Genomic DNA, 23,093 nt, shown 5'->3' on the forward strand with positions numbered 1-23,093 from the left:
GATCACGCCATGGGCCTCGTGGCTGTCAGCACTGAGCCATTTTCATCGTGGCTGGGCAGGTCACGGACGGTGCGGGAGCCCGGTGTCGACATAGGACGAGGCTCCCGGTAAGACAGCAGTCGACCAAGATCCGATGCCCCAACCGGGAGCCTCGCTGTGCTGTCTTACCCTGCCGCCATCCCGCTGTCCACTCGCAGCCTGAATCACCTCGCCGCCCTCATCCGCGCCCATCGCACCCGACGTCGATCCCGCTGGCGGCGTCTCGACCCTGGACAACAAGCCCTGCTCGCCCTGGCTCACCTGCGTAACGGTGACACCCTGACCCGTCTGGCCTGCGGATTCACCATCGGCGTCACTACCGCCTGGCGTTACGTCCGCGAAGCCATCGACCTGCTCGCCGCAACCGCCGACGACCTGAACACCACCATGATCCGGATCCGGACGCTCGCCTACGTCATCCTCGACGGCACGCTGATCCGATCGACCGTGTCGCCGACCAGAAGCCCTACTATTCCGGCAAACACCGCCGCCACGGGATGAACGTGCAGGTCATCGCCGATCCAGCAGGCCGGCTGATCTGGGCCTCGCCCGCCCTGCCCGGCAAGACCCACGACCTGACCGCGGCCCGCACCCACGCCATCATCACCGCCTTGACCAGCGCGAACGTGCTCACCTTCGCCGACAAGGCCTACCAAGGCGCCGGCGGAAGTGTCCGAACCCCGTTCAAACGCCACCGCTACCGACCGAAACTGTCCACGTGGCAGAAGAAGGTCAACCGCGGCCACGCCCGCATCCGCGCCATCGGCGAACGCGCCAACGCCACCCTCAAAACCTGGAAAGTCCTCACAAAACTACGCTGCAGCCCGCACCGAGCCACGGCAATCGTGCAGGCCATCCTCGCCCTGCATTACACGGAGTACCCGCCCTACACAGGATGAAAAAGGCTCACTGTTCCGGACACCGGTCGTGGTGAAAGGTGGCCGGAGTTCGACCACAATGAAATCGTTGCGGCGACGCTGATTCAGTAGCCTCGGTATGTCGATTCCGCGGATGGGCGGTGGGATGAGAACGCCGCCTTCATCGCGATGGCGCGAGACGCGATACCGCGCTTGGTCGAAGAGGTGAGAACTCTTCGCCGGGAGTTGGGAGTGGACGGGCAGGGACCGGTTCGGCGGACGGTCCCTGCCCGCCACGACTATGAGGCGGCGAACTCGACCCAGTTCAGGTTGAACAAGTTCGTTGCGGGGCCGCCTGTTATGGATTTCGTGACGAAGTAGAGCTCCTGCTGCCCGGCCGCCCCCGAAAGCGGGAACGTCTGGCTCGACCAATACGCGTTACCCGCCGTGGCGTTCACCGGCAGCGTGGCCAGCAGAGCGCCCGTGGGGGAGCCGCTTCTGACCTCCACCGCGGCGCGCGGCTGGCCGGCTGTGGCCGCTGAACCGCCGGCCGTTCGGAGCGTGACCGCGGTGACGCCGGCCAGGTCGATCGGGCGGAACGCGATGTAGTCGTTGTTGTCCAGCGCCGTCACATGCTCGCTGCCCTCGGTGTCGTTTGTCGCGGCTATCGCCACCGCGCTCTTCACCTGGGCGTTCTCCGCCTGCTGGCGCCACGTCTGCACCGTCGCCTGTCCTGTTGCCGCGAGGCCGCCCGCGTCGGTGTACGACGCGCTCACCCCCAGGAACAGGTAGCCGCCCGCATGGTCGGCCCCGTCGGCGGGGCTCGGCAGTGACCCCGTACACCCGGTCGTCGAATTGATGCCGTGGCCGTGTTCGTCGTGGCCGATGACCAGGTTCACCGAAACCTTGGAGCAGTCGACCGCGCCGTCCTCCGGGTCGGTGACCCGCACCTCGAACGGGATGGTGTCGCCCCAGTTGAAGAACGAACCGTTGCCCGGCGTCACCACCTCGACGATCGGCGCCGTGTTGCCCACCGTGATGGTTCGGGTGGCCACCGCCGTACGGCCTGTGCTGTCCGTGACCGTCAACCGGGCGTTGTAGGAGCCGTTCGCCTGATAGGTATAGGAAGGCGAAGAGCCAGTGGAATCGACGACACCGTCCCCGTTGAAATCCCAGGCCAGGGTGATCGTGTCTCCCGGGTCCGGGTCGGCGGTGCCGGCGCTCGAGAACTGCACCGTCAGCGGCGACTGCCCCGATACCGGCGTCGCCGTGATCCGGGCGACCGGTGACCGGCCGTCCTTCACATATCTGACCGTCGACAACTGCGCCTCCGGGTTGGCCCGGAAGAATCCGTTGCCGTACTCGAGCACGTACAACTGCCCGTCCGGCCCGAATTCGATGTCCATCGGATTCGCCCAGGTGAAGTTCGTCAGCATGGGCTCGATGGCCAGCAGTTTGTCCTTGCCGTCGGTGCGCAGGGCGAACAACTTGTTGCGCGTGAATTCGCCGAAGACCACGGTGTCGTCGTAGTACTCGGGGAACTTCATGTCGTTGCCGAGCCTGCGGTTGTACGAGTACTGCGGCCCGCCCATCGGCCCCACGCCGCCTGTTCCCAGCGCCGGCCAGTCGAAGTCGCACGCCACCGGCGGATCCTGCAGATACGCCGACGGGCACGGGGTGACCGCGTTGAAGGTGTACGCGAGCGTCGGTTCCTTGACCGGTGGCAGGTTGCGCAGCCCCGTGTTGCGCGGCGATTCGTTCACCGGCGTCTGGCAATTGAAGGCCGTCCCCGACGTACGCGTGACGAAGTCGAAGTCGATGTAGGGAAGTTCCGGCGAGTAGCAGTAGGGCCAGCCGTAGTTCCCCGCCTTGTCGGTGGCGATCCACCGTCCGGTGCCCTCCGGTCCGCGGGCCGCGTTCGGCACCCGGGAATCGGGGGAGTAGTCACCGACGTACACGTAACCGCTCTTGCTCACATCGAAGCGGAACGGATTGCGCACACCCATCAGGAAGATCTCCGGCCGGGTTTTCGCCTTGCCCAAGGGAAAGAGATTTCCGGACGGGATGGAGTACGACCCGTCGCCGCGCACTTTGATGCGCAAGACCTTGCCGCGCAGGTCGTTCGTGTTGGCCGCCGAGCGCTGCGCGTCGTAGGCCGGTCCCTGCGTGGGCGACTCGTTGATCGGCGTGAAGCCGTCGGAGCCGCCGGCGTTGGTGTCGTCGCCGGTGACCAGATAGAGCAGGCCCTTGCCGTCGAATTTCACCTCGCCGCCGACGTGGCAGCAGTTGCCCCGGTCGACCGGCACCCGCATGATCTGCTGCTCGGTGCTCAGATCGAGGTGCGGGCTCGGTGTGTCGATCAGTTTGACCCGGGAGAGCTGGTTGTATCCCTTGAACTTGTCCCAGACCGCCGGGTCGGTGCTGGTCGCCGGCGCGTCACCTTCGTTGACGGCGGGCGTGGCCGGGTCGTCGACCGGCGTGTCGAGCTTCGGCGCGTAGTAGATGTAGACCCAGCGGTTCTTGGCGAAATCGGCGTCGACGGCGACCGATTGCAGGCCGTCCTCGTCGTGGACGTAGACCGGGATCTCGGCGATGACCGGGCTCAGGCCGGACGCCGGGTCGTAGAGGCGCACCTCGCCGCCGCGGGTGTTGTGCAGCACCCGCCCGTCGGGCAGAACCGCGAGAGTCATCGGTTCGCCCGGCTCGTCGTTGAGGGTGACCTTCTCGTAGTTGGTCCGCACGGTGGCGCCGCAGTCGCCGGTCACCTGGCCCGACGCCCACTGGATGCCGCCGAGCAGATGCTTTCGGAAAGAATTGCTGGCGTACGTCTGTGCCGAGTGCCCGAGCCCCGTGTACCAGGACCGCCCACCCTGGAAGTCCTTGCACCAGGAGAGCGGCTTTTCGGTGCTCGCCAGCACGTGCGACACGCCGGTCACGTCCTTGTCGAACGTGTACCACTCCTCGCTGAAGCTCCCCGTACGCGGGATCGGGGCGGTCGACGGATGCACGCGGTCGGCCACGGTCACGGTCTTCTGACTCACCGGCGCCGCACTGGTGGCGGCCGCACCGAGCAGATCCTGATAGAAGGTCCAGCCCGGCTCGGTCTCGGCCGCGGAGTGCACGCCGACAAAACCTTTACCGCTTTGGATGTACGCCTCGAAAGCCGTCTTCTGGGCCGCGTCGAGCACCTCGCCGGTGGTGTTGAGGAAGACCACCGCCTCGTACTTCGCCAGCTTGCCGGCCGTGAAGACCGACGAGTCGGCGCTGACCGTCACGCTGAAGCGGTGTTGCCGCCCGAGGTCCTTGATCGTGCGGACGCCCTTGTCGATGGAGTCACGCCGTACGCCGGCCGTCTCGGTGAAAACGAGGACGTCGGGCTGCGGACTCGCCGGGTGGGCGTGGGCCACCGTGGCCGGGCTGATCGTGATGACCGCGGCCGAGACGGCGGCCAGCCATCGGCGGTTCATCGGCGGTAGATGGTCAGCTCGGACAGGTTGCGGTAGCTCACCTCGGCGAAGTTCAGCGACTGGCCCGGGTTCGCCGTGCCGCCGGGAGCGGTGTCCTGCTCCCAGCTGGCGTGGTGGTAGTCCTGCTTGCCGATCTCCTCGAAGAACTGCTGGAAGTTGATGTCGCCGTCGCCCAGCGGCGTCATCACATATCCGTTGGCCTGGGTGGGCTGCTTGTCGCCGTCCTTGGCGTGGAACAGCGGGAACCGGTCGGTGCGCGGCACCACGGTGAGGATCGGGTCGAAGAGGTCGCTCTTACTGCGACCCCAGGCGTCGGTGTACGTGTGGTGCTTGAACCGGGCCACGTACGCCCAGTAGATGTCCATCTCGAAGAAGACGTACCGCGGGTCGGCCTTCGTGAAGAAGTACTCGAGCTTGCGGGTGCCGGTCGAGCGGGTGGGCTTGCCGTTGGCGTCGAGCGGCCCGGCGTCGAGCAGGAAGCCGTACGCGGCGTCGTGGTTGTGGGTGTAGAGCTTGAGGCCGCGTTTGCGGGCGGCCCGGCCGAGCTCGTTCCACAGGTCGGCGGCGGCGTCCCAGTCGGCGCGATAGGCGCTGCCGGTCGGGTCGGAGCCGGTGCCGATGTGTTTCATGCCCAGCGTCTGCGCGATGTCGAGCTGCTGCTCGAAGGTGGCCGCGTTGATCTGGGTGTGCGTACCGCTGGCGACCAGGCCGTTGTCGTCCAGGATCTTCCGGATCTCGGCCGGGGTGATCTGCCGGCCCAGGATCGAGGTGTGCTGGTTGTAACCGGCGAACTCGATCTCCTTGTATCCGATCTCGGCGAGCCGGGCCAGGACCCGCTCGAAGCCGTACGGGATGCCGGAGTCGTCGGGCGCCGCGGAGATGCGGTCGCGGACGCTGTACAGGATGATGCCGCGGTTGCGGGCCGGGACGAGTGGTTCGGCGCGCAGCTTGCCGTGGCTGATGGCGGGGCTGCCGGTGGCCAGGACCGGGAATCCGGCCGCGCCGAGCGCGGCGGCGGCGCCGGCCGAGGCGGTGAGGAGACGGCGGCGGGTGAGGGCCTTCGGGGTTTGCGGCTCGGTCATGACTTCTCCACGTGGGCACGACAGGACGAATGTCAGGTGCGGAAGGAAGAGGAGAGCCGACGTTGCCGAGGCGCCGGCGCGGCGTATGTGTGAGGTTCGTTACGCCTTGATGACAGACGGTATCCCGCGCCTCGTACGAAAGATAGTCCAACTTAGAACTAACTTTTGTTTCCTAAGACAAAAGCCGGACGTAGTACGGCGGGTCAGGCATGTCGTGCACTCCGCCCGCCGCGTGCGGGAAGAAAGTTCGGCCGCTGTGACAACCGGCAAGCCCATTGATGTGTCCTTGGTTCGTGATGAGATGGGCGGCGCCGGATCAGTTCGCCGAATTCGTGCGCGACAGGCATGCCGCGCTGCTGCAATACGCGTACCTGCTGTCCGGGGACCGGCATCTCGCCGAGGACCTGGTGCAGGACGCGCTGGAGCGCGCCGGCATCGCCTGGCGGCGGATCGAGCGACGTGACGACCCTGAGGGCTACCTGCGCCGGATCATCACCAACCGCTACCTGAACCGGGTCCGCGCCCTGCGGCGGGAACGCCTGGTGAGCGCGGCCCCGGAGACCGGTGTCGCCGACGCGGAACGGTCCGACGACTCCGTGATCCGGCTGCTGGGCTGCCTGCCTCGCCAGCAGCGCGCGGTCATGGTGATGCGCTACTACCTGGACCTGTCCGAAGCCCAGATCGCCGAGACCCTCGGTTGCTCGGCCGGCACCGTCAAGAGCACCGCCTCGCGGGCGCTCACCCGGCTGCGCCGCGAGCTCGCCTCCGACTCTTATCTGCTACCGGTAGAAAAAGGTGCCCGATGAGGATCGCCCCGAAGACCATCGAATCCGACCTGCGCGAGGCCCTGCACACCAGCCCGCCGGTCGACGCCTGGCCCGACCCGGTCACCCGGGTGACGGCCGGGGTCACCCGTCGCCGTCGCCAGCGGTTCCTGGCCGCCACGGCCTCGGCGGCGCTGGTGGCCGGTGTGGCCGTCGCCGGGACCGGGCTCATCACGCATCGGCCGGCACCGACCACCGCGGTCGCCGGCGCCGAGCCGGCGGCCGCGCCTCAGGTTCTCCGCCGCTCCCCGCGGGAGGACCGCCAGGCGTGCCGGCTCGACGACGTCGACTCAGCACAGTGGATCGTGCGGTCGGCCCTCTGGGGTCTTTCCACCGGGCTCGCGGTGCGCCCGCACAACAGCGAGCGCTGCACCCTTTCCGGCGTGCCTCAGCTTTCCGGTGTCAACGCCGCCACCGGCGCGCTCGAGCCGGTCGCGGCGGCCGGTGCCGGCCCCCTCGACTCGAGCGTCGCCCGTCAGTTCCCGGCCACCATCGACCCGGGCGAGGCGGCCCGGGTCGAGATCCGCGGCGTCAAGTGCGCCGCCGGCCAGACGCCCCGTTCCTACCGCGACCTGGTGCTCACCGCCGGCGCCGAGAAGATCTCGCTGCCCGCTTCGCGCCGCCTCGACGGCGTCTGCGGCGCCGATGTCAGCCAGTGGTTCGTCGAGCCGCCCATGCTCTACGCCGCCTTGAACGCCACTCTTCGGGCTCCCGCGGTCCTGCGCCGTGGTGAGGAGTTCACGTACACCGTCCGCGTCGACAACGTCTACGCGAGGGACTATTCGCTGTCCCCGTGCCCGGTCTACGTCCTGGGGATCGAGGCCACCGAGATCGGGTCGTGGCAGCGCGTCGACTGCACCGCGAGCGGCATCGACGGGCACGACAGCGTCACGTTCACGCTGCAGGGCCGGATCCCGCCGGACATCGAGCCGGGGCCGCACAAGCTCAGCTGGATGGCCGTGACGGGCGCCGGCGAGGCCGTCGTCGCCGATATGGGGACCAGCGGCACGGCAGTCATCGTCACGCGTTGAACGCCATTCGGGAAAGTGACGACAGTCACAAGATCGAACTCACGGTGACGACGACTGCCGAAGTGCAGCGACAACGCGCCGAGAAGGAAGTCAAACATTACTGAGCGTCAATGTCTTAAGGCTACTTCAATCATTCCTTGAACGAACGGGGCATCGGGCGAGATAACTATGTTGATAACCTCCGCTCACCTAGGTCGTCTAGGTACTCACGGAGGGGCAGAAATCTTGCAAGAAGAAAGTAAAAGGCGCCTTAGTGGCGCCCGAAAGCTGGACCTGGCCGCAGTTGCATTCGTGACTCTGGCCGGAATTCTGCTGGTGCCTGGAACGGCGAACGCAAGCAGCAAGGCCACGCCGGCAATGGGCGTCGTGGATACGGCCGCCCTGCAAAAGGCGACCCGTCGGGCGACGACGGTCAATGCCAAGTCCGAGGCCAAGCTTCAGGGCAAAATCAGCGGTCACCTCGACAAGATGGCGCGAACCGGCAAGCTTGCCGACACTGCTGAGGTCCAGGTCGCGACAGTCGCCGCCCCGAACGGCGTGGACGGCAAGGTCCAGCTCGTCTGGGACGCGGGCAAGGACCCGGCGAAGGTCTACACGGCGACCGTGAACGGGGAGATCGCCGGCTTCGGCAGCATCTTCAACGAGACGGAGACGGCGACCACGGCCGCCGCCGCGCCGGTCGGCAGCGGATACGACGCCGCTTCGAACAAGTCGAAGATGTACAAGTACAGCAACGGCTGCGTCGAGCAGTGGTTCGAGCCCTCGGCGGCCAGCATTCCGGACCACTACCTCTGGACCTGCTGGGAGAAGTGGGCCGAGTCCGGCACCGATCACTGGATCTACAACCGGTGGGGCCGGTTCAGCCGGGCCAACACCAGTGCCACCCCGCAGACGCGTGAGTTCACCATCCGGTCCCGGCCGTGGAACTACACGACCAACACCGCCATCAAGTCGCTGAACAGCGCCACTCCGACCGCGACGGCGACGTCCTGCACGGCGACGGCCACGGTGGAGATCGGCTACGAGCGGTCCGGCGTCTCCGGAAAGCTCAGCGTCCCGCTGCACCGTTGCAACGCCACGAACCCGGTCGGTACGTGGGGACGCAAGGAGATCGGCGTCCAGTTCCTGGGCAGCACCACCGACGTGGTGCGGTACCTGGACATGGCCGGCGACTACACCGCGGCCAACAAGACGGTCGTGCCGACCTGGGCCGACTACTCCTGGATGACGGTGGCCGAGGACACGACTGAGCTGCCGGTCCTCTTCGAAGAGGACTACATCCGCAAGGACAGTGGCTGGTAGTAGTGAGCGCGAGGACTAATCCTCGCGGCCAGGGCAGCCGGTTCGCACTGAGCCGGCTGCCCGTCGCCGCGATCATCATCATGGTCATGGCCGCCGGAGTCGCCATCGCGTCGATCTGGGGCTCCGGCTCCTCCGACGAGCCGAAGGCGGCGAGTGCGACGACAGCAAGCCCGGATCCCTGCGAGGACGCACGCGAGAATTGTGCGTCGCTGCGGGTGGGCGGGCGCGAATGGCGTTACAGCCTGATGCGGGCCGAAAGCCCTACGAAGAACACCGCGATCCTCGATTTGGGCGGGCCGGGGACAACGCCCCTTTCCGGCCGCATGCGCCTTTCGGACTATCGGAGCCTGACCGAGCTCAAAAAATACAATCTTCTGGTCATCGAGGAGCCCTGGGTCACGGCCAAGGTGAGTGAGCCTTGCCAGACGGCCGCGACTGTCTATTACAACGACGTCCGGTCCGGCGGCAAGAAGCTCGCCGAAAGCGCGCGATCCCTGAACGGCGCTTGTCAGCTCGGCCAGGGCAAATGGGGATTCGACGCCGACGACTACTCCGAGGTGGTCACGTCGATCGCCGGTAAGGAAGCCATCGAGCCGAACGGGTTCGTCGGATTCTCCTTCGGCATAGCCCGGTACAACTATCTCGCCTCCACCCCGGCCGGCGAGAAGCTCTCGTGGGCGGTGCTGGCCCGCCCGTTCCCGGTCGGTACGGACGCGACGTCGTTCGTCCGGCAGCGAGCCTCGCTGATCGAGAAGCGGTTCGGCAAGCCGCCGGCCGCGCTCCAGCCGGCCTCCGTGTCATCGCGCTCGCTGCCGGTGACGTCTTTCGACGAACTGTCGGCGATAGTCGGCTTGGAGTACGCGCCCGACGGTGATCAGGACGCGGTGGCCCGGGCGGTCACGAAAGCCAAGGACCGCGAGGTCATCGGTCAGTACTCCGACAACCTGTGGCACCGGTACGGCACCGACTCGATCTCCCCGGCGTACCTCGCCCAACTGGACGAGCTCTGCGCGGCCACCACCGCGAGCGACAAACTGCCGGCCGCCCTCGAAGGTCACCCGTACGCCCGGGTCCTCGCCGGAACCATGCTTCCGTGCGCCGGTGAGCCCTCGGCGCCGCTCGACCTGAAGCCGGTTCCCACCTGCGTCGTCGCGTCGAAGGGCGACCCGGTGGTGGCCGGAGACGCCTCGGTGGCGCTGATCCGCCGTACGGTCAAGGACGCCTCGGTCGTCGAATCGCCCAAACCCTCGCACCAGTCACAGGACGGGCTCTCGTCATGCTTGACGAAGGTGGTGAGCTCGGCCGCGTAGCCGATCGGCCGTTCGCCGGGGGAGGCCATCGCTGGTCTCCTCCGGCGCGCGGCCTGTTCCGTGCGGTCCTCGTTCACCCGCCGTTCGCTCGCCGTTCACCGATCCACCCCGTGCTTGCTGCTTCACCGTCGCCCAGCTACCCAATACATTGATGAATGACAATGCGTACTCTCAGGCGAATCGCCGCGGCCGGGCTGACCGGCGTGCTGGCGTCGGTGCTGCTCGCGTCCCCGGCGCTGGCCGTGAAGTTCCCGGCCGGCCCGGCCAGTTGGGGCTACACCATCAACCTCACCACCGATTCGGGCACGCCGCTGGGCGGGGTATGGACCACGCGGCGCAGTGACGGCCGCTGGGACGTGCACGTCTGCGACTGGTACTCGGACGGCTGGATTGTCACCGGCCGCGTCGACCCGGGCAACGGCGTGGTCGCCACGTACAACTCCCAGGGCGTCGGCGAGGCCAACTGCACCGTGGCCACCACCAGCGTCCGCAAGTTCCGGCTGGCCTGGCGCGACCTGGCCTCCGACTGGGCACCGCCGCAGTGATCCTGGCCCTCGTGCTGTCTTGATCAGCCGTGCACACTGAGGCCGTGGAACGTCACGAGTTCGGCCTCGCGGTGCGTCGACTGCGGGAGAGCACGGCCCCCGCGGCGGTCGGGCTTCCGGCCGGCCGCCGGCGGGTGCGAGGCCTGCGGCGGGAGGAGCTCGGCGAGCTCGCGGGCATGTCCGCCGACTATGTGCGCCGGCTGGAGCAGGGCCGAAGCCATCCGTCGGCCGGGGTGGTGAACGCCATCGCCCGCGCATTGCGCGCCGGGCGCGCGGACTACGAGCGGCTGTGCGCGCTGGCCGGGTACGCCGCCGCCGACGGGCAGGTGCCGAACGAGGTCGGCCCGGGCGCGATGCGGCTGCTGGAGCGCTTCACCGGCACCCCGATGTTCGTCGCCGACGCGGCGATGAACCTGGTCGCGGTCAACAGCGCCTTCCTGGCCCTGCGCCACTGGCATCTCACCGGGGATCCCTGGGAGTGGAACATCGCCTGGCGTACGTTCTGCGACCCGTTCAGCGAGTTCCAGCAGACCGCGGCCGACGCCACCGATCATGAGGCGATCCTCGTCGCCCAGCTCAGGACCGCCGCGCTGCGCTACCCGGCCGACGTGTCACTGTCCGCGCTGGTGGATGAGATGCGCAGCCGCAGCCGGGCCTTCGACACCCTGTGGCGTACGCCGCGACCGGTGGCGGCCTACGAGAGCAGCGCCGCGTTCACCCATCCGGACGCCGGCGCCATCACGCTCGTCGGCAGCCTGCTCGCCGTCCCGGGCGACGACCTGGCCGCTCTGATGCTCACCGCGGCGCCGGGCTCGGCCGACGCGGCCCGTCTGGCCGAGATCGTCGGCGACGCCGGGGAACCGGACGTGATCAGGGTGGGCCAGTCCGGCCCAGGCTGAGTCCGCCCGAACCTGCCAAGTTGAGTGACGTCACCACGGCGCTCACGGAAGCAGGTCCAGCGATGAAGGCAGTACGTTTTCACGAGTTCGGCGGTCCCGAGGTTCTGCGCCTCGAGGACGTCGAGCAGCCCACACCGGGCCCCGGGCAGGTCCGGATCCGGGTCGCCGCGACGTCGTTCAACGGCGTCGACGGCAACATCCGCGCGGGCTACATGCAGGGCCCGATCCCGGTCGAGCTGCCGCACACCCCCGGCATCGACGTCGCGGGCACGGTCGACGCGCTCGGCGACGGTGTCGGCGACATCGCGCTCGGCGACCAGGTCATCGGCTTCCTGCCGATGGCCGGGACCGGAGCCGCGGCCGAATATGTGATCGCGCCGGCCGAGATCCTCACCGGCGCGCCCAGGAACATCCCGCTGGCCGACGCGGCGGCGCTCCCGTTGGTCGGCCTGACCGCGTGGCAGGCGCTGTTCGACCACGGCAAGCTGACCGCCGGTCAACTGGTCCTGATCAACGGCGCCGGCGGCGCGGTCGGCGGATACGCCGTGCAGCTGGCCAAGGAGGCCGGCGCCCACGTGATCGCCACGGCCGGCCCGCGCAGCGCCGAGCGCGCCCGCACCGCCGGCGCCGACGAGGTGATCGACCACACCACCACCGACGTGACGGCGGCGGTGACCGAGCCGGTCGACCTCGCCCTCAACCTGGCCCCGGTCGCCCCGGAACAGCTGGCCGCCCTGCTCACAGTGATCCGTGACGGCGGCACACTGGTCAACACCACCGTCTGGATGCCGGCTCCGTCCGACGAGGACCGCGCCTTGCGCGGCATCGACCTGTTCGTCCGCAGCGACGCCGACCAGCTGGCCGACCTGGCCGCCCGGGTCAGCACCGGCGAGCTGCGCGTCGAGGTGGCCCAGCGGGTGCCCCTGGCCGACCTGCCCGCCCTGCACGCCCGGGCCGGCGCGGGCGACCTCCCCGGCAAGACGATCGTCGTCGCCCCCACCGCCTGACCCCGAGCACGCAGAACTCGGCCTTGGAGACCGGACACGTCACGCGCATCGCCGGCCGTCGTACACGTCGAGGCCCGGACCCTTCCAGGTGAGGGAGAAGCGCAGGCGAGCCCTGACCACCCTGCGGGACCTGCCGGTCGAGGAGATGACCGGCGCCTACGAGCGCCTCTACCCCCGGTCTTCCACGAGTCGCAGCGGCACTCGCCCTGACCCGCTCGGGCCGTGACCCTCAATCGCGGGGTGACTTCGCGGTACGGCTCGGGGGTGGCACGCCCCGGCGGAGCCGGTCCTGCCAGGCCTCCAGGGTCTTCTGGTACGGCTGCCCGATGTTCTCGTCCACCCCGTAGATGGCGCCGCGTTCGGCGCGCAACTCCTTCTGCACGTAGACCAGGGCCTGTTCGCGGTCGCCGGCGTACTCCAGCGCGGACGCCAGGACGAACCAGGTTGCCCGCAGGTCCTTGTCGCTGTACGGCCGGTCCTCCAACTCAGCGAGCATCGCGCTGGACACGGCGATCGAGTCGGTGAGCAACTCCTCGTCCCGCAGCTGATAGGCGAGATGGCGCCGGACCGACAGTGTTTCGCGGTGGGTGGGGCCCAGTGCCACGCTCATGTCGTCGGCGAGAGCGCGGATCAGCGGGAGCGCCGCGCTCCGGCCGTGCGCCTCGCGGTAGAAGTGGTGGAGGGACCGGCGGGCCTCGAACGTCTTCAGGTGCTCCGCGCCGAACTCTGCCGTCCGGTCCGCCGCCTCCGCCTCCGCGGAGCGTTGCGCCGCGGTCGGGTCACCGTCGGCCACCAGCCAGTAACGCACCTTCAGCCTGGCCTCGGCGGTGTCGGGATGCCAGCGCCCCAGCGCCTGTGTCAGATACGCGAGCGACTCCTCGGTGCGCTCCGGTGTCATCGCCGCCGGCCGGGTCCAGCTCGCGAATCTCCGTAGCACCCGCCGGCGCCGCAGCACTGCCACCATCCCCATGCGGGAATGCTCCACCATGGCCGATCGGCAGTCCACCCGCAGGCGCGCCAGTCGGCTGACACCTGTTGACGCTTTCGGCTGAGCCGGACCGGGAGCGCGTCGTCCAGCGCCGGGCCGCCGCGGCCCGCAATCTCGGCCGCCGGCATCGTCGCACCGATCACCCGGCGAGATCCGCTGCCTATGAGCAGGCGTTCCCGCCGGCGCGAGGGTCCGACGTCCCACAAAAAGTTCAGGCCGTATAGCTCGAAAGCTATACGGCCTGATGCTGCATGGTGCGCCGCGTAGGACTTGAACCTACAACCCGCGGATTAAGAGTCCGCTGCTCTGCCAGTTGAGCTAGCGGCGCTCGTTGGCAACGGGGAAACATTAGCACCCACCCCGGCCCAGGCTGAAATCCACCCCCCTCCGAAAGATCTCAGCCTCGGGGAGGACTCGATCTCTTGCATCCATGAGGCAGGATGCAACGGCAAACTTCAGATCGGCTTCGGGGATGGTCAGCATGCGGCGCACGCTCGTGGCGTTCATGGCGACGGCAGTGATCACGCCGCTCGCGCTGTCGGGGTGTGGCGGCGATGAGGACAAAGGCGACAAACCACACGCCTGGGTGGATCCGTCCGCCTCCTCGAGTGCGGGTGCGAACGCCCCGATCGTGGAGTCGGCCACCGTGCCGATCAGCCTGGCCGTGACGCCGGCCGCCGGGAAGACCAACGTGCCGGTGAGCACCGAGATCGGTTTCAAGGTCGCCGGGGCCAAGGTGACGAGCGTCGCACTCAAAGACTCGGCCGGGGCCGCCGTCAAGGGCACCCTGCGCGCCGACGGCTCCTCCTGGGTGCCGAGCACGCCTCTCAAGACCAAGCAGACGTATGCGGCAAGCGTCACCGCCACCAGCGAAGGCGGCCAGACCAAGACGGCCACCACGAAGTTCACCACCATGGGCGCCCCCGGCAAGAAGACCGGCACCGGCCTCTACCTGTTCGACGGCAAGACGTACGGCGTGGCCATGCCCGTCGTCGTCGAGTTCAGCCCGGGCATCAAGAAGGCCGACCGGGCCGCCGTCGAGCGCCGCCTGTTCGTCACCACGAGCCCGGCCCAGCCGGGTGTCTGGTCGTGGACCTCGACCGGCACGCAGGCGTACTACCGCGGTCCCGAGTTCTGGAAGTCCGGCACCACGATCTCGGTGCGGGTCGCCGTCGGCGGTCTGCCGACCGGCGGCGGGCGCTACGGCGACCGTGACCGGAGCGCCACCGCCAAGATCGGCCGGGACTTCGAGATGAAGGTCGACAACGCGAGCAAGAAGATGACCGTGTTGCGCGACGGCAAGACGGTGAAGACGATGCCGGTGAGTCTCGGCAAGAAGAGCACCCCGTCGTCGAGCGGCACCATGGTCGTGATGGACAAGCTGGCCGAGACGGTGTTCGACACCACCGCCGAGCTGGGCCCGGTCAACGGCTACCGCACCGAGATCCAGTACGCGCAGCGCCTCACCTGGTCGGGGCAGTACATCCACTCGGCGCCGTGGTCGACCGGCGCCCAGGGCAGCCGCAACGTCTCGCACGGCTGCGTGAACGTGTCGCCGTCGAACGCCCGCTGGCTGTTCGAGAACACGTTGATCGGCGACCCGGTCACGGTGAAGGGCACCGAGGACAAACTGGACTACGGCAACGGATGGACGCCGTGGGACGTGAGTTGGGAAGAGTTCAAGAAGGGCTCTGCCCTGAAATAGGTCTGAAATAAGCGAAATGTCCAAAACTAAATCCCGAGGCGGCACGATTCCGGGATTGGTCACCGGGGAAAAACGAAGCAGTATTGGGCGCCGGGGATGACGACGCCGTGAGAGGGACCATGAAGACCTGGGGTATGAAACGCTGGCGGCTCGCCGCGATCACTGTGATCGCGGGAAGTGTGGTGCTGAGCTCCGCCGCCTGCGGCGGTGACGACAAGAAGTCGTCGTCGTGGCAGGGCGCCACACCGGGCTCCAGCGCGGGCGCGCCCGCGGGCGGTTCCGAGTCGGAGGCGCCGAAGCCGAGCACCGTCGCGGTGAGCTCGCCGGCCGCCGACGCCAAGAACGTCGTCGCCATCAGCCCGATCAAATACACCACCGAGGATGCCGACAGCACCGAGGTGAGTGTGACCGACCCCGCCGGCAAAGAGGTCGAGGGCACCCTCGACAAGGACGCCAAGACCTTCACGCCGGCCAAGGCCCTGGCCTACGGCACGAAATACACGGTCACGGTGACCGGCCCTGAGGCCGAGGGCAAGACCAACACCACCACGAGCACCTTCACCACCATGGCGAAGCCCTCGAAGACGATCCGCGCGACCAGCTTCCTCGGCGACAACCAGACGGTCGGCGTCGGCATGCCGCTGATCATCAAGTTCAACCAGAGCATCCCCGAGAGCTACCGCGACGACGTCGAGCGCCGCATGACGGTCACCGCCACCCCGGCCCAGGAGGGCACCTGGCACTGGACCAGCGCGACCGAGGTGCACTACCGGCCCAAGGTCTACTGGAAGGCCAACTCGAAGGTCTTCTACAAGGTGGCCCTGGGCGGCGTCCCGCTGGGCAACGGCTACTACGGCCGCACCGACATGACCGTCGACCTCAAGATCGGCCGCTCGCTGATCATGACGGTGTCGAACAAGACCAAGCAGATGACGGTCAAGGAGAACGGCAAGGTCATCAAGACGCTGCCGGTCAGCCTGGGCAAGCCGAAGACCCCGTCCTCGAGCGGCACGATGGTCGTCATCGAGAAGAAGAAGCACACGGTCTTCGACACGATGGACGAGCTCGGTCCCGAGGAGGGCTACCGCACGCCGATCGACTTCGCCCAGCGCATCACCTGGTCCGGGCAGTACATCCACGCCGCTCCCTGGTCCGAGGGCAAGCAGGGCAAGGTCAACGTCTCGCACGGCTGCGTGAACGTCTCCGAGGCGATGGGCGCCTGGCTGTTCAACAAGACCCTCATGGGCGACGTGATCACGGTCTCCGGCACCGAGGAGAAGCTGAAGAACGGCAACGGCTGGACCGACTGGAACATGAGCTGGGAAGAGTACAAGAAGGGCTCGTACCTCTAAGGGCAGCGTCGAAAGGGCTCGGCCGTCTTCGGCCGGGCCCTTTTGCTTTTGTACGCCGGTAAGCCCACCTAATCTGGAGGAATGCGACAAATCGCGGGAGTTCTGGCGCTGACCGTCCTGCTCGTGACGTCCGGGTGCTCGGGGGATGACGAGCCGGCGCCGGTGATCTCGACGGCGGCCACCGTCGCGGCGTCGAGCGCCGCCGCGGAGATCGTCGACGACCCGCCCGGCACGCTGACCTGCACCGCGCTCGCCGCCGCGGTGGCCGACGCCAGCCTCATGCAGGACGGGGTGGTCGACGGCATCGTCGGGGCCAGCTCCACCGCGGACGCGCCGGTGGCCGATGCCGCGCAGGCGCTCGCCGTGGCGTACACCCAAGCAAGCGCAAGTAAAGGCACGGAGAGTGAGCCCGACGCGGTCGCCGCGGTCAGCGCGGCCGCCGCCGACATGGTCCAAGTATGTGCGGACAGCGGGCTACAGACGGTCGGATGAGCCCCAGAGTGCCATTGATGGTCGTAAAAGCGGACAAAGAACGCGCCGCTGACCTGCGGAATCAGACGATCGGGCAATGCCTTCCGGCTGTTTCTCCATGTGTAGCGAGAAGGTGACGCTCGGGTCTTTCGCGATCACCGGACGACGTGCAAGATGCATGCCCGGAGCGGGGCTCTTAGAAAGGAACCGCGATGGCGCAGATCCATCATTTCGACCACGGGTGGATCACACCGACGGTCAGCTACGTCCTCTCGGTGCTGGGCTCGATGCTGGGCCTGACATGCGCTGTCCGGCTACGCTCGGCAACCGCGCGCGGTGAACGGACCTGGTGGCTGGTGCTCGCGTCGCTGTCGCTGGGCGGCACGGCGATCTGGAGCATGCACTTCGTCGCCATGATGGGCTTCAGTGTCAGCGGCACGCCGATCCGCTACGACGTCGGCCTCACCGCCGCCAGTGCGATCATCGCGGTGGTCGCGGTCGGCCTGGGCCTGGCGATCGCGGCGCTCGGCAAGGGCGCGCAGAACTTCCGGATCATCGCGGGTGGCGTCATCGCCGGTCTCGGCGTGGCGGCGATGCACTACACCGGCATGGCCGCGATGAACCTCAACGGCGACGTCTCGTACGGGATGACGTACGTCGGCCTGTCGATCGGCATCGCGGTCGTCGCCGCGGCCGTGGCGCTGTTCCTGGCGGTCACCGTCCGCCGTCCGCTGGTCATCTTCGCCGCCGCGCTCGTCATGGGCATCGCGGTCAACGGCATGCACTTCACCGGCATGCTCGCGATGTCGGTCGAGGCCGCGCCGTCGACCGGCGACCTGCCCGGCGCGACCGCCGGCGGCATGCTGGTCCCGATCGGCCTGGCCGTGGTCTTCGGCATCATCGGCCTGGCGTACGCGCTGATGTCGGCCCCGACCGAGGAGGACCGCGCGGCCGCGGCCTACCTGGCCCAGCGCCGCGAGGAGGCCGCCGCCCGCGTCCCGCAGCAGGCGACCGGCCCGGAGCGGGCCGGCGGCCTGAGCTCGGGTGCCTGGACCTATCGGGACCGCTCGTCTCGCTGAGCTAGATCTTCGAGAAAGCCGGCGCCCCGGGCGCCGGCTTTTTTGTGCTGTTTGTCTCCGGGCAGCTACTTGCCCTGGCGTCATAGCGGCGCGTTTCGATCGAAGGCGCTTTGCGAGGGCTCACCCCTCCTGGGCGTTTCCGACTACGGAGCGTGTCCGCCGTACGCACGCTTGGATCCAGTTGATCTTTGCTTGTCCTCGCCTTTCGCCCCTCGGTGCCGCCGCCGGTTGCGCCCGCCTGTTGATCTTGGCCGGGTGTTACAACCAAAGGCGGTTAGCCTCTTTCTTCAACGGCGAGAAGAAGAGGCAGGGCGACATGGGCGTGGGCATCCTGGGAACCGGCTCCTACCTGCCGGTTGAGGTAGTCACCAACGACGATCTGGTGCGCCTGGTGCCGGACGCCGACCCCGCCTGGGTCAGCCGCAAAACCATGATCGATGCCCGTCGTTTCGCCGCTGCGGACGAGGCCGCCTCGGACCTCGCGGCCAAGGCCGCCCGCCACGCCCTGGAGGCCTCCGGGCTCGAGGCCGTGGACATCGACTACCTGATCGTCTCGACCTCCACCGGTGACTCTCCGCAGCCGCCGACGTCCACCCTCGTCCAGGAGAAGATCGGCGCCGACCGGGCCGCCTGCTTCGACATCAACGTCGTCTGCGCCGGCTTCGTCTTCGGCGTCGCCCTGGCCAACAGCCTCATCGCCACCCGGCCCGGCGCCAAGGTGCTGGTGATCGCGACGGACATCTACTCGCGCATCCTCGACTTCGGCGACCGCCGCACGGCCGTGCTGTTCGGCGACGGCGCCGGCGCCGCCGTGATGGGGGAGGTGCCGGACGGCTACGGCCTGCTCGACCTGGAGCTGGTGTCGCGCGGCGAGGCGCACGAGCTGATCCACGTGCCGGCCGGCGGCAGCCGCCTCCCGGCGTCGGCCGAGACGGTGGCGAACGGCGACCACTACTTCAAGATGAACGGCCGCGGCGTCCGCGAGTTCGTCAACAGCGGCGTCCCGCCCGCGTTCGAGACCCTGCTCAAGCGGTCCGGCGTGGCGGTCGACGAGGTCGACCACTTCGTGCCGCACCAGGCGAACGGCGTCATGCTGGCCGAGCTCGTCGAGGCGACCGGCCTGACCGCGGCCACCACCCACCTGACGCTCGACCGCTACGGCAACGTCGGCAGCGCCTCGGTCCCGGTGACGCTCGACGACGCGGCCCGCAAGGGCGCGCTGAAGGACGGCGACGTCATCCTCATGGCCGGCTTCGGTGGTGGCATGTCGGTCGGCGCCTGCCTGCTGCGCTGGAAGGCGCCGGCTACTTCGGCTGTATCAGCCACTCCCACGCCCGCTTGAGCGTGTTCCGCAGCCCTTCGTCGGCGACGGCCGCGGACGGGTCCTCGCTCGGCTCGGGCAGCTCGGCGGCCGGCACGGCAATGATCACGCCGTGCTCGAAGAGCCCGTCGACCTGAGCCGCGGGCGCGAACCGGTGCCCGTGATCGGTGTCGATGACAAGCCCGTGGAAGACATCCTGCTGGTCGTCGGAGAGCACGTGCTCGACGGTGCCGGCCTTCGTGCCCGACCGGTCGTAGACGGCCGTGCCGTCCTTGAGCACGAGATAGGCGACGGGCGCGCCGAGATCCTCGGGTGCTTGATTGTCGGTCATGTGCCCCCGATACCCGGGTGCGGGAGACGTTAAGCCTGGCCGGCCTGCGGCGGCAGGCTGGCCACCTCACGGTAGAACCGGTTGATCAGCTGCACGGTGCTCTCGAAGTCGTCGAGCCCGAACGGCTTGGTCACGTACGCGTTGGCCCGATGCTGATAGCTGGCCACGATGTCCGGTGCGGCCCCCGAGGTCGTGAGGATCACGACCGGGATCGCCTTGAGCACGTCATCGCTCTTGATGGCGGCGAGTGTCTCCCGCCCATCCATCCGCGGCATGTTGAGGTCGAGCAGAATCAAATCAGGGCGGTGCGCTTGCTCGTACGGGCTCTGACGGCGCAGATAGTCGAGTGCTTCCCGCCCGTCGGCCACCCGGTCGACGGACGCGCTGGTGTCCGCCGTCTCCAACGCCTCAGAAATCATGAGAGCGTCGGCATCATCGTCGTCCACGACGAGAATCTGCAGACTGCGCACGGAAGCCCCTTTGTTTGCCGTGCCGCAAGCATAGGGGTACCGGCCCCGTCCACCTATGGCCGGGCGACTGAAATCCTACTCACTCAGTTCCCTTCACGGATTCCCTTTCCGAGCCCGCCGTCGCCCGCTACCACCAGCCCCGCTGCCCCCAGATTTCTCACCTTCAGCAGCGCCTTCGTCACCCTTAGTTTCCGCGGCGCTTCGCTCTTCGCTTTCGCTTTTGCGCGCGGCGCCTCTCACCTTCAAGGCAGCCGATCGAGCCCGAGCCTTGACCGCCTGCGCCCCAGCTTCAACCTTCTCCACCGCAGCGTGCGCGCCGGCCTCAACCTTCTCCACCGCCGCATGCGCGCCGGCCTCAACCTTCTCCACCGCGGCGTGCGCTCCGGCCTCAACCTTCGCTTTCGCCGCGTGTGCTCCGGCCTCGACCTTCTCCGCCGCCGCGTGTGTTCCGGCCTTCTCTTTCGCCTTCTGCTCTCCGGCCTCAACCTTGTCCGCCGCCACGCGCGCTCCTGCTTCGACCTTCGCCGCAGTCGCGTGGGCACCCGCTCCCAGCTTGGCCACCGCCGCCTGCGCTCCAGCCTCCACCTTGGCTACAGCCGGCTGCGCTCCTGCTTCGACCTTTGCCGCCGCTGCCTGCGCTCCGGCTTCAACCTTCCCCGCCACTGCCCGCGTACCCGCCTTGACCTTCGCCGCCACAGCGGGCGCCCCGGCACGAGCCCTGCCTGGGCCTTTCTCCGACCCGTCTCCCACCCTGGCGACGCCCGGCTCAGCGGCCTTCTCAGCCGAAGCAGGCGTCGCTTCCTCACCCTGCCGCCCGCCTGCTACCGAAGCCTCACCCGTCGTGCCGACCCGAGACGAGCGCCGCCGGCCCGCGGTCGACGTGTCTTCAGTGGCAACCGTGCCGCCCTCAGCCGCGGCAGAACCACCTCCGTGACCGACCAACCCGGCCTCATCATCAACGTCCGCCGCGGGCGTGCCGGCCACGTCCATCCCCGCTCGAAGCGCCGAGCGCTGCTTGCCGCCCGCCTTCTCAGAGGCCGCCGTCACGCCGTCGGCACCAGAAGCTCCCGACGAGCGATGCCGCCCACCGGCCGACCGGTTGCGGCCACCACCCGAGGCCTTATCAGCCTGACCAGCCTCAACAGCCCCGGCGCCGTCGCTGCCGACCACCGCCCCGTCGCCCCTGCCGTTTCCGCCCTGCCCATTGGCAAGCCGGCTAACGACCGGCGACTTCGCGCCCGCATCGACACCAGCCTCTTCAGCCGGGCGCCCAGCGACACCCGACCTTGGCGAGGCCCCTTCAGTTGCGGTCACGCCTTGGGTCACCTCGACGTCAGCCGCCGGCGTCCCCACCTCGGAGTCCGCCCCAGCCACCGCGCCTTCTCCGAGCGCCCCAGCCTCGGATGCACCCGCCGTCTCCGTCGTGGCCGGAGTCGCAGCCTCGTGCGTTCGCGCCGCGAACTCTTGAGCCGGAGCCGCAGCGTTGGGCGTTCCCGCCGTTTCCGTCTGGGCCGGAGCTGCAGCGTCGGGGTTCTCCGCCGGCATCCCAGCTGCGAAGCCTTCCGGCAGCGTCGCCGCGCCGGGCCTTCCCGGCGTCGGTGTCTCCGTCTTGCGATCTTCTGCCGGGGACGTGCGCTTCTTCGGAGAGCCACCGATCGGCGGCGTGGTCGTCTTCTTGGGGCTACCGCTCCTAGCGGGCTTCACCGCGTCGGCGGAGGTGATCGAGGGTGACGTCGTCGCCTTCTTGGGGCCCACCGAGGCGCCCGCCGCCTTGTCGGAGTCGGCGGAGGGCGAAGACGCCCTCTTCTTGGGGCTGCCCGCCAACGGTGCCGCCCCCTTGGCGAGGTTGCCGGAAGTCGGCGGTGTTGCTTCCTTCTTGCGGTTGGGTGCCGATGTGTCCGCTGCCTTGGCGGTCGCGCCGGAAGGCGGCGGTGTGGCCTTGTCGGAGACGTTCGCCGAGGTACGTGCCGTCTCAGCGGGATCGGCGGCCGGTGCCGGAACCGACGTCGTAGGGCTGGCTGACGGCGGCTTCGCGCTGGCTGTGTCTGGTGAGGTCGACGTCTTCTCGGCCTCGGCATCCGGTCCCTTGGAGCCGCTGATCGCCGGTGCTCTAGAGGGGGTGATCGCCGCTGGTGTCGCCCGTTTTGCGGCGTCGGCTTGCGGCTTCGCGGATGTCTTAGTGGCGCGAGGTTCGATGGTTGCCGGCGTCGTAGGCGGCCGCGGATCCTCTGGCTCCTCGGCGAACCACTGCCGAACCTGGCCCGGCGACACGTCGAAGCCGGTGGCGCGGGCCCCGGCCCAGTTGACGCCGACGAGCATGCCGTCGCGTTCCATCCGGTCCAGCCAGCCGGACAGCCACTCCTCGACCTCGACCGAGACGACCTCGAACCCTTGGTAGGCCGGCACCTGCCCGACCACCCGGCTCGCCCGCGTCGCCTTGGACCAGAAGGGAACCGTCCGCATCCCATCGGCCCCCGCCGGCGCGGGAAACCCTTCGGCATCCCGAATCGAGAAGACACGGCCCTCCCGAGCCGCCTCCCGGCGAAACGCCGCCCGGTGGGCTCCGCTGAGCGACATCGGTGGCTCTCCCTCCTGCGTGTACGCCTCCATCGTGTCGCATCGGGCACTTTCGAGTGGGTTCGACCCATTATTTAGACCTTAGGGGGAGTTCACCCCCTACCAGGACATCCGCGCGTGGCTCTTCCCGTTCCCAGACCCACTCTCATGCCGCCCCACCCCGTCGTCCCGGCCTGGTGCCTCGCGCTTCCTCCAGCCCTCCATCCCTGCGTGCCACCAATGGCAGCTCCGCAGCCCCGGGGCGAGGGTCGGCCAGCCGCAGCCTCAAGTCCTTAGCCGGCTTTCATCCCCACCTCCTCGTCGTCGGCGCCCACCTGACTCGCGCACCCTGGAGCCCGCACCCGCACCCGCGCTTCGCGCCGCACCCGCGCTTCGCGCCGCACCCGCGCTTCGCGCCGCACCCGCGCTTCGCGCCGCACCCGCGCTTCGCGCCGCA

18 protein-coding genes, 1 tRNA gene and 1 pseudogene are annotated in these 23,093 nt (G+C 68.5%); 13 read left to right on the forward strand and 7 right to left on the reverse strand.

The genetic code is table 11. The annotated features are described in order from the left end of the window. Window positions 1–156 precede the first annotated feature (156 nt). Window positions 157–938, forward strand: a pseudogene (locus CRP55_RS10995) (transposase family protein). Window positions 939–1,195: 257 nt separating this feature from the next. Here the strand turns inward: CRP55_RS10995 and CRP55_RS11005 are convergent. Further along, the gene (locus CRP55_RS11005) at window positions 1,196–4,363 is read right to left on the reverse strand and encodes a ThuA domain-containing protein (RefSeq protein ID WP_097319693.1); all 3,168 of its coding nucleotides are present in this window, start codon (window positions 4,361–4,363) and stop codon (window positions 1,196–1,198) included. Further along, entirely contained in the window at window positions 4,360–5,445 is a 1,086-nt protein-coding gene (locus CRP55_RS11010) for a sugar phosphate isomerase/epimerase family protein (protein WP_097319695.1), read from the reverse strand. The genes CRP55_RS11005 and CRP55_RS11010 overlap by 4 nt, the downstream gene beginning before the upstream one ends. Window positions 5,446–5,741: 296 nt before the next feature. Between CRP55_RS11010 and CRP55_RS11015 the strand changes: the two genes are divergently transcribed. The 7 genes from CRP55_RS11015 to CRP55_RS11045 all read left to right on the forward strand — a co-directional run bounded on the left by CRP55_RS11015 (window position 5,742) and on the right by CRP55_RS11045 (window position 12,363). After that, window positions 5,742–6,251: a SigE family RNA polymerase sigma factor gene (locus CRP55_RS11015; RefSeq protein WP_097319698.1), complete on the forward strand. Its 510-nt coding sequence runs from the start codon at window positions 5,742–5,744 to the stop codon at window positions 6,249–6,251. Beyond that, the gene (locus tag CRP55_RS11020) at window positions 6,248–7,300 is read left to right on the forward strand and encodes a hypothetical protein (protein WP_097319700.1); all 1,053 of its coding nucleotides are present in this window, start codon (window positions 6,248–6,250) and stop codon (window positions 7,298–7,300) included. Before CRP55_RS11015 ends, CRP55_RS11020 begins: the two co-directional genes overlap by 4 nt. A 291-nt stretch (window positions 7,301–7,591) precedes the next feature. Next, the gene (locus CRP55_RS11025; protein WP_143234548.1) at window positions 7,592–8,602 is read left to right on the forward strand and encodes a hypothetical protein; all 1,011 of its coding nucleotides are present in this window, start codon (window positions 7,592–7,594) and stop codon (window positions 8,600–8,602) included. A 2-nt stretch (window positions 8,603–8,604) separates the two neighbouring features. After that, a complete protein-coding gene (locus CRP55_RS11030; protein WP_097319704.1) occupies window positions 8,605–9,912 on the forward strand; it encodes a hypothetical protein in 1,308 nt (435 codons plus the stop codon). Window positions 9,913–10,067: 155 nt separating this feature from the next. Beyond that, complete coding sequence (locus CRP55_RS11035) at window positions 10,068–10,457, forward strand: hypothetical protein (protein ID WP_179855120.1); 390 nt, start codon at window positions 10,068–10,070, stop codon at window positions 10,455–10,457. A gap of 44 nt (window positions 10,458–10,501) precedes the next feature. Continuing rightward, entirely contained in the window at window positions 10,502–11,356 is an 855-nt protein-coding gene (locus CRP55_RS11040) for a helix-turn-helix transcriptional regulator (protein WP_097319906.1), read from the forward strand. A gap of 62 nt (window positions 11,357–11,418) precedes the next feature. After that, complete coding sequence (locus CRP55_RS11045) at window positions 11,419–12,363, forward strand: NADP-dependent oxidoreductase (protein WP_097319706.1); 945 nt, start codon at window positions 11,419–11,421, stop codon at window positions 12,361–12,363. A 229-nt stretch (window positions 12,364–12,592) separates the two neighbouring features. Here the strand turns inward: CRP55_RS11045 and CRP55_RS11050 are convergent, their stop codons facing one another. Then, on the reverse strand, window positions 12,593–13,333 hold the full coding sequence (locus tag CRP55_RS11050; RefSeq protein WP_143234550.1) for a tetratricopeptide repeat-containing protein: 741 nt from the start codon (window positions 13,331–13,333) through the stop codon (window positions 12,593–12,595). Between the two features lie 270 nt (window positions 13,334–13,603). Continuing rightward, window positions 13,604–13,679 (reverse strand) — tRNA-Lys (locus tag CRP55_RS11055). Between the two features lie 144 nt (window positions 13,680–13,823). Here CRP55_RS11055 and CRP55_RS11060 point away from each other — a divergent pair. The 5 genes from CRP55_RS11060 (at window position 13,824) to CRP55_RS11080 (ending at window position 19,300) form a co-directional block, all read left to right on the forward strand. Next, window positions 13,824–15,056 carry a L,D-transpeptidase gene (locus CRP55_RS11060; RefSeq protein ID WP_097319709.1) on the forward strand — a complete coding sequence of 411 codons (1,233 nt, stop codon included), beginning with the start codon at window positions 13,824–13,826 and terminating at the stop codon, window positions 15,054–15,056. A gap of 119 nt (window positions 15,057–15,175) precedes the next feature. Beyond that, entirely contained in the window at window positions 15,176–16,408 is a 1,233-nt protein-coding gene (locus tag CRP55_RS11065) for an Ig-like domain-containing protein (protein ID WP_245922920.1), read from the forward strand. Between the two features lie 81 nt (window positions 16,409–16,489). Beyond that, complete coding sequence (locus CRP55_RS11070; protein WP_097319712.1) at window positions 16,490–16,900, forward strand: hypothetical protein; 411 nt, start codon at window positions 16,490–16,492, stop codon at window positions 16,898–16,900. 191 nt (window positions 16,901–17,091) lie between these two features. Further along, window positions 17,092–17,958: an MHYT domain-containing protein gene (locus CRP55_RS11075; protein WP_097319714.1), complete on the forward strand. Its 867-nt coding sequence runs from the start codon at window positions 17,092–17,094 to the stop codon at window positions 17,956–17,958. Window positions 17,959–18,274: 316 nt separating this feature from the next. After that, complete coding sequence (locus CRP55_RS11080; RefSeq protein ID WP_097319715.1) at window positions 18,275–19,300, forward strand: 3-oxoacyl-ACP synthase III family protein; 1,026 nt, start codon at window positions 18,275–18,277, stop codon at window positions 19,298–19,300. On the opposite strand, the gene CRP55_RS11085 is transcribed toward CRP55_RS11080, so the two are convergent. The 3 genes from CRP55_RS11085 to CRP55_RS54485 form a co-directional block, all read right to left on the reverse strand. After that, on the reverse strand, window positions 19,263–19,610 hold the full coding sequence (locus tag CRP55_RS11085; RefSeq protein ID WP_097319717.1) for a PRC-barrel domain-containing protein: 348 nt from the start codon (window positions 19,608–19,610) through the stop codon (window positions 19,263–19,265). The genes CRP55_RS11080 and CRP55_RS11085 overlap by 38 nt on opposite strands. Before the next feature lie 29 nt (window positions 19,611–19,639). Continuing rightward, window positions 19,640–20,080, reverse strand: a complete 441-nt coding sequence (locus CRP55_RS11090) for a response regulator (RefSeq protein ID WP_097319718.1) — start codon at window positions 20,078–20,080, stop codon at window positions 19,640–19,642. A 93-nt stretch (window positions 20,081–20,173) separates the two neighbouring features. Beyond that, window positions 20,174–22,657, reverse strand: a complete 2,484-nt coding sequence (locus CRP55_RS54485) for a DUF2750 domain-containing protein (RefSeq protein WP_097319907.1) — start codon at window positions 22,655–22,657, stop codon at window positions 20,174–20,176. Between the last annotated feature and the right edge of the window lie 436 nt (window positions 22,658–23,093).

The organism is Paractinoplanes atraurantiacus, from assembly GCF_900215205.1.
In the GTDB taxonomy this organism is placed as follows: domain Bacteria; phylum Actinomycetota; class Actinomycetes; order Mycobacteriales; family Micromonosporaceae; genus Actinoplanes; species Actinoplanes atraurantiacus.

What these genes read in the sequence shown, in the direction of transcription:
- CRP55_RS11035 (WP_179855120.1), top strand. Translation starts at nt 10,068, where the DNA reads ATGACAATGCGTACTCTCAGGCGAATCGCCGCGGCCGGGCTGACCGGC.
- CRP55_RS11080 (WP_097319715.1), top strand. Translation starts at nt 18,275, where the DNA reads ATGGGCGTGGGCATCCTGGGAACCGGCTCCTACCTGCCGGTTGAGGTA.
- CRP55_RS11050 (WP_143234550.1), bottom strand. Translation starts at nt 13,333, where the DNA reads ATGGGGATGGTGGCAGTGCTGCGGCGCCGGCGGGTGCTACGGAGATTC.
- CRP55_RS11060 (WP_097319709.1), top strand. Translation starts at nt 13,824, where the DNA reads ATGGTCAGCATGCGGCGCACGCTCGTGGCGTTCATGGCGACGGCAGTG.
- CRP55_RS11070 (WP_097319712.1), top strand. Translation starts at nt 16,490, where the DNA reads ATGCGACAAATCGCGGGAGTTCTGGCGCTGACCGTCCTGCTCGTGACG.
- CRP55_RS11020 (WP_097319700.1), top strand. Translation starts at nt 6,248, where the DNA reads ATGAGGATCGCCCCGAAGACCATCGAATCCGACCTGCGCGAGGCCCTG.
- CRP55_RS11075 (WP_097319714.1), top strand. Translation starts at nt 17,092, where the DNA reads ATGGCGCAGATCCATCATTTCGACCACGGGTGGATCACACCGACGGTC.
- CRP55_RS54485 (WP_097319907.1), bottom strand. Translation starts at nt 22,657, where the DNA reads ATGTCGCTCAGCGGAGCCCACCGGGCGGCGTTTCGCCGGGAGGCGGCT.
- CRP55_RS11005 (WP_097319693.1), bottom strand. Translation starts at nt 4,363, where the DNA reads ATGAACCGCCGATGGCTGGCCGCCGTCTCGGCCGCGGTCATCACGATC.
- CRP55_RS11015 (WP_097319698.1), top strand. Translation starts at nt 5,742, where the DNA reads ATGAGATGGGCGGCGCCGGATCAGTTCGCCGAATTCGTGCGCGACAGG.
- CRP55_RS11065 (WP_245922920.1), top strand. Translation starts at nt 15,176, where the DNA reads ATGAAGACCTGGGGTATGAAACGCTGGCGGCTCGCCGCGATCACTGTG.
- CRP55_RS11045 (WP_097319706.1), top strand. Translation starts at nt 11,419, where the DNA reads ATGAAGGCAGTACGTTTTCACGAGTTCGGCGGTCCCGAGGTTCTGCGC.
- CRP55_RS11010 (WP_097319695.1), bottom strand. Translation starts at nt 5,445, where the DNA reads ATGACCGAGCCGCAAACCCCGAAGGCCCTCACCCGCCGCCGTCTCCTC.
- CRP55_RS11085 (WP_097319717.1), bottom strand. Translation starts at nt 19,610, where the DNA reads ATGACCGACAATCAAGCACCCGAGGATCTCGGCGCGCCCGTCGCCTAT.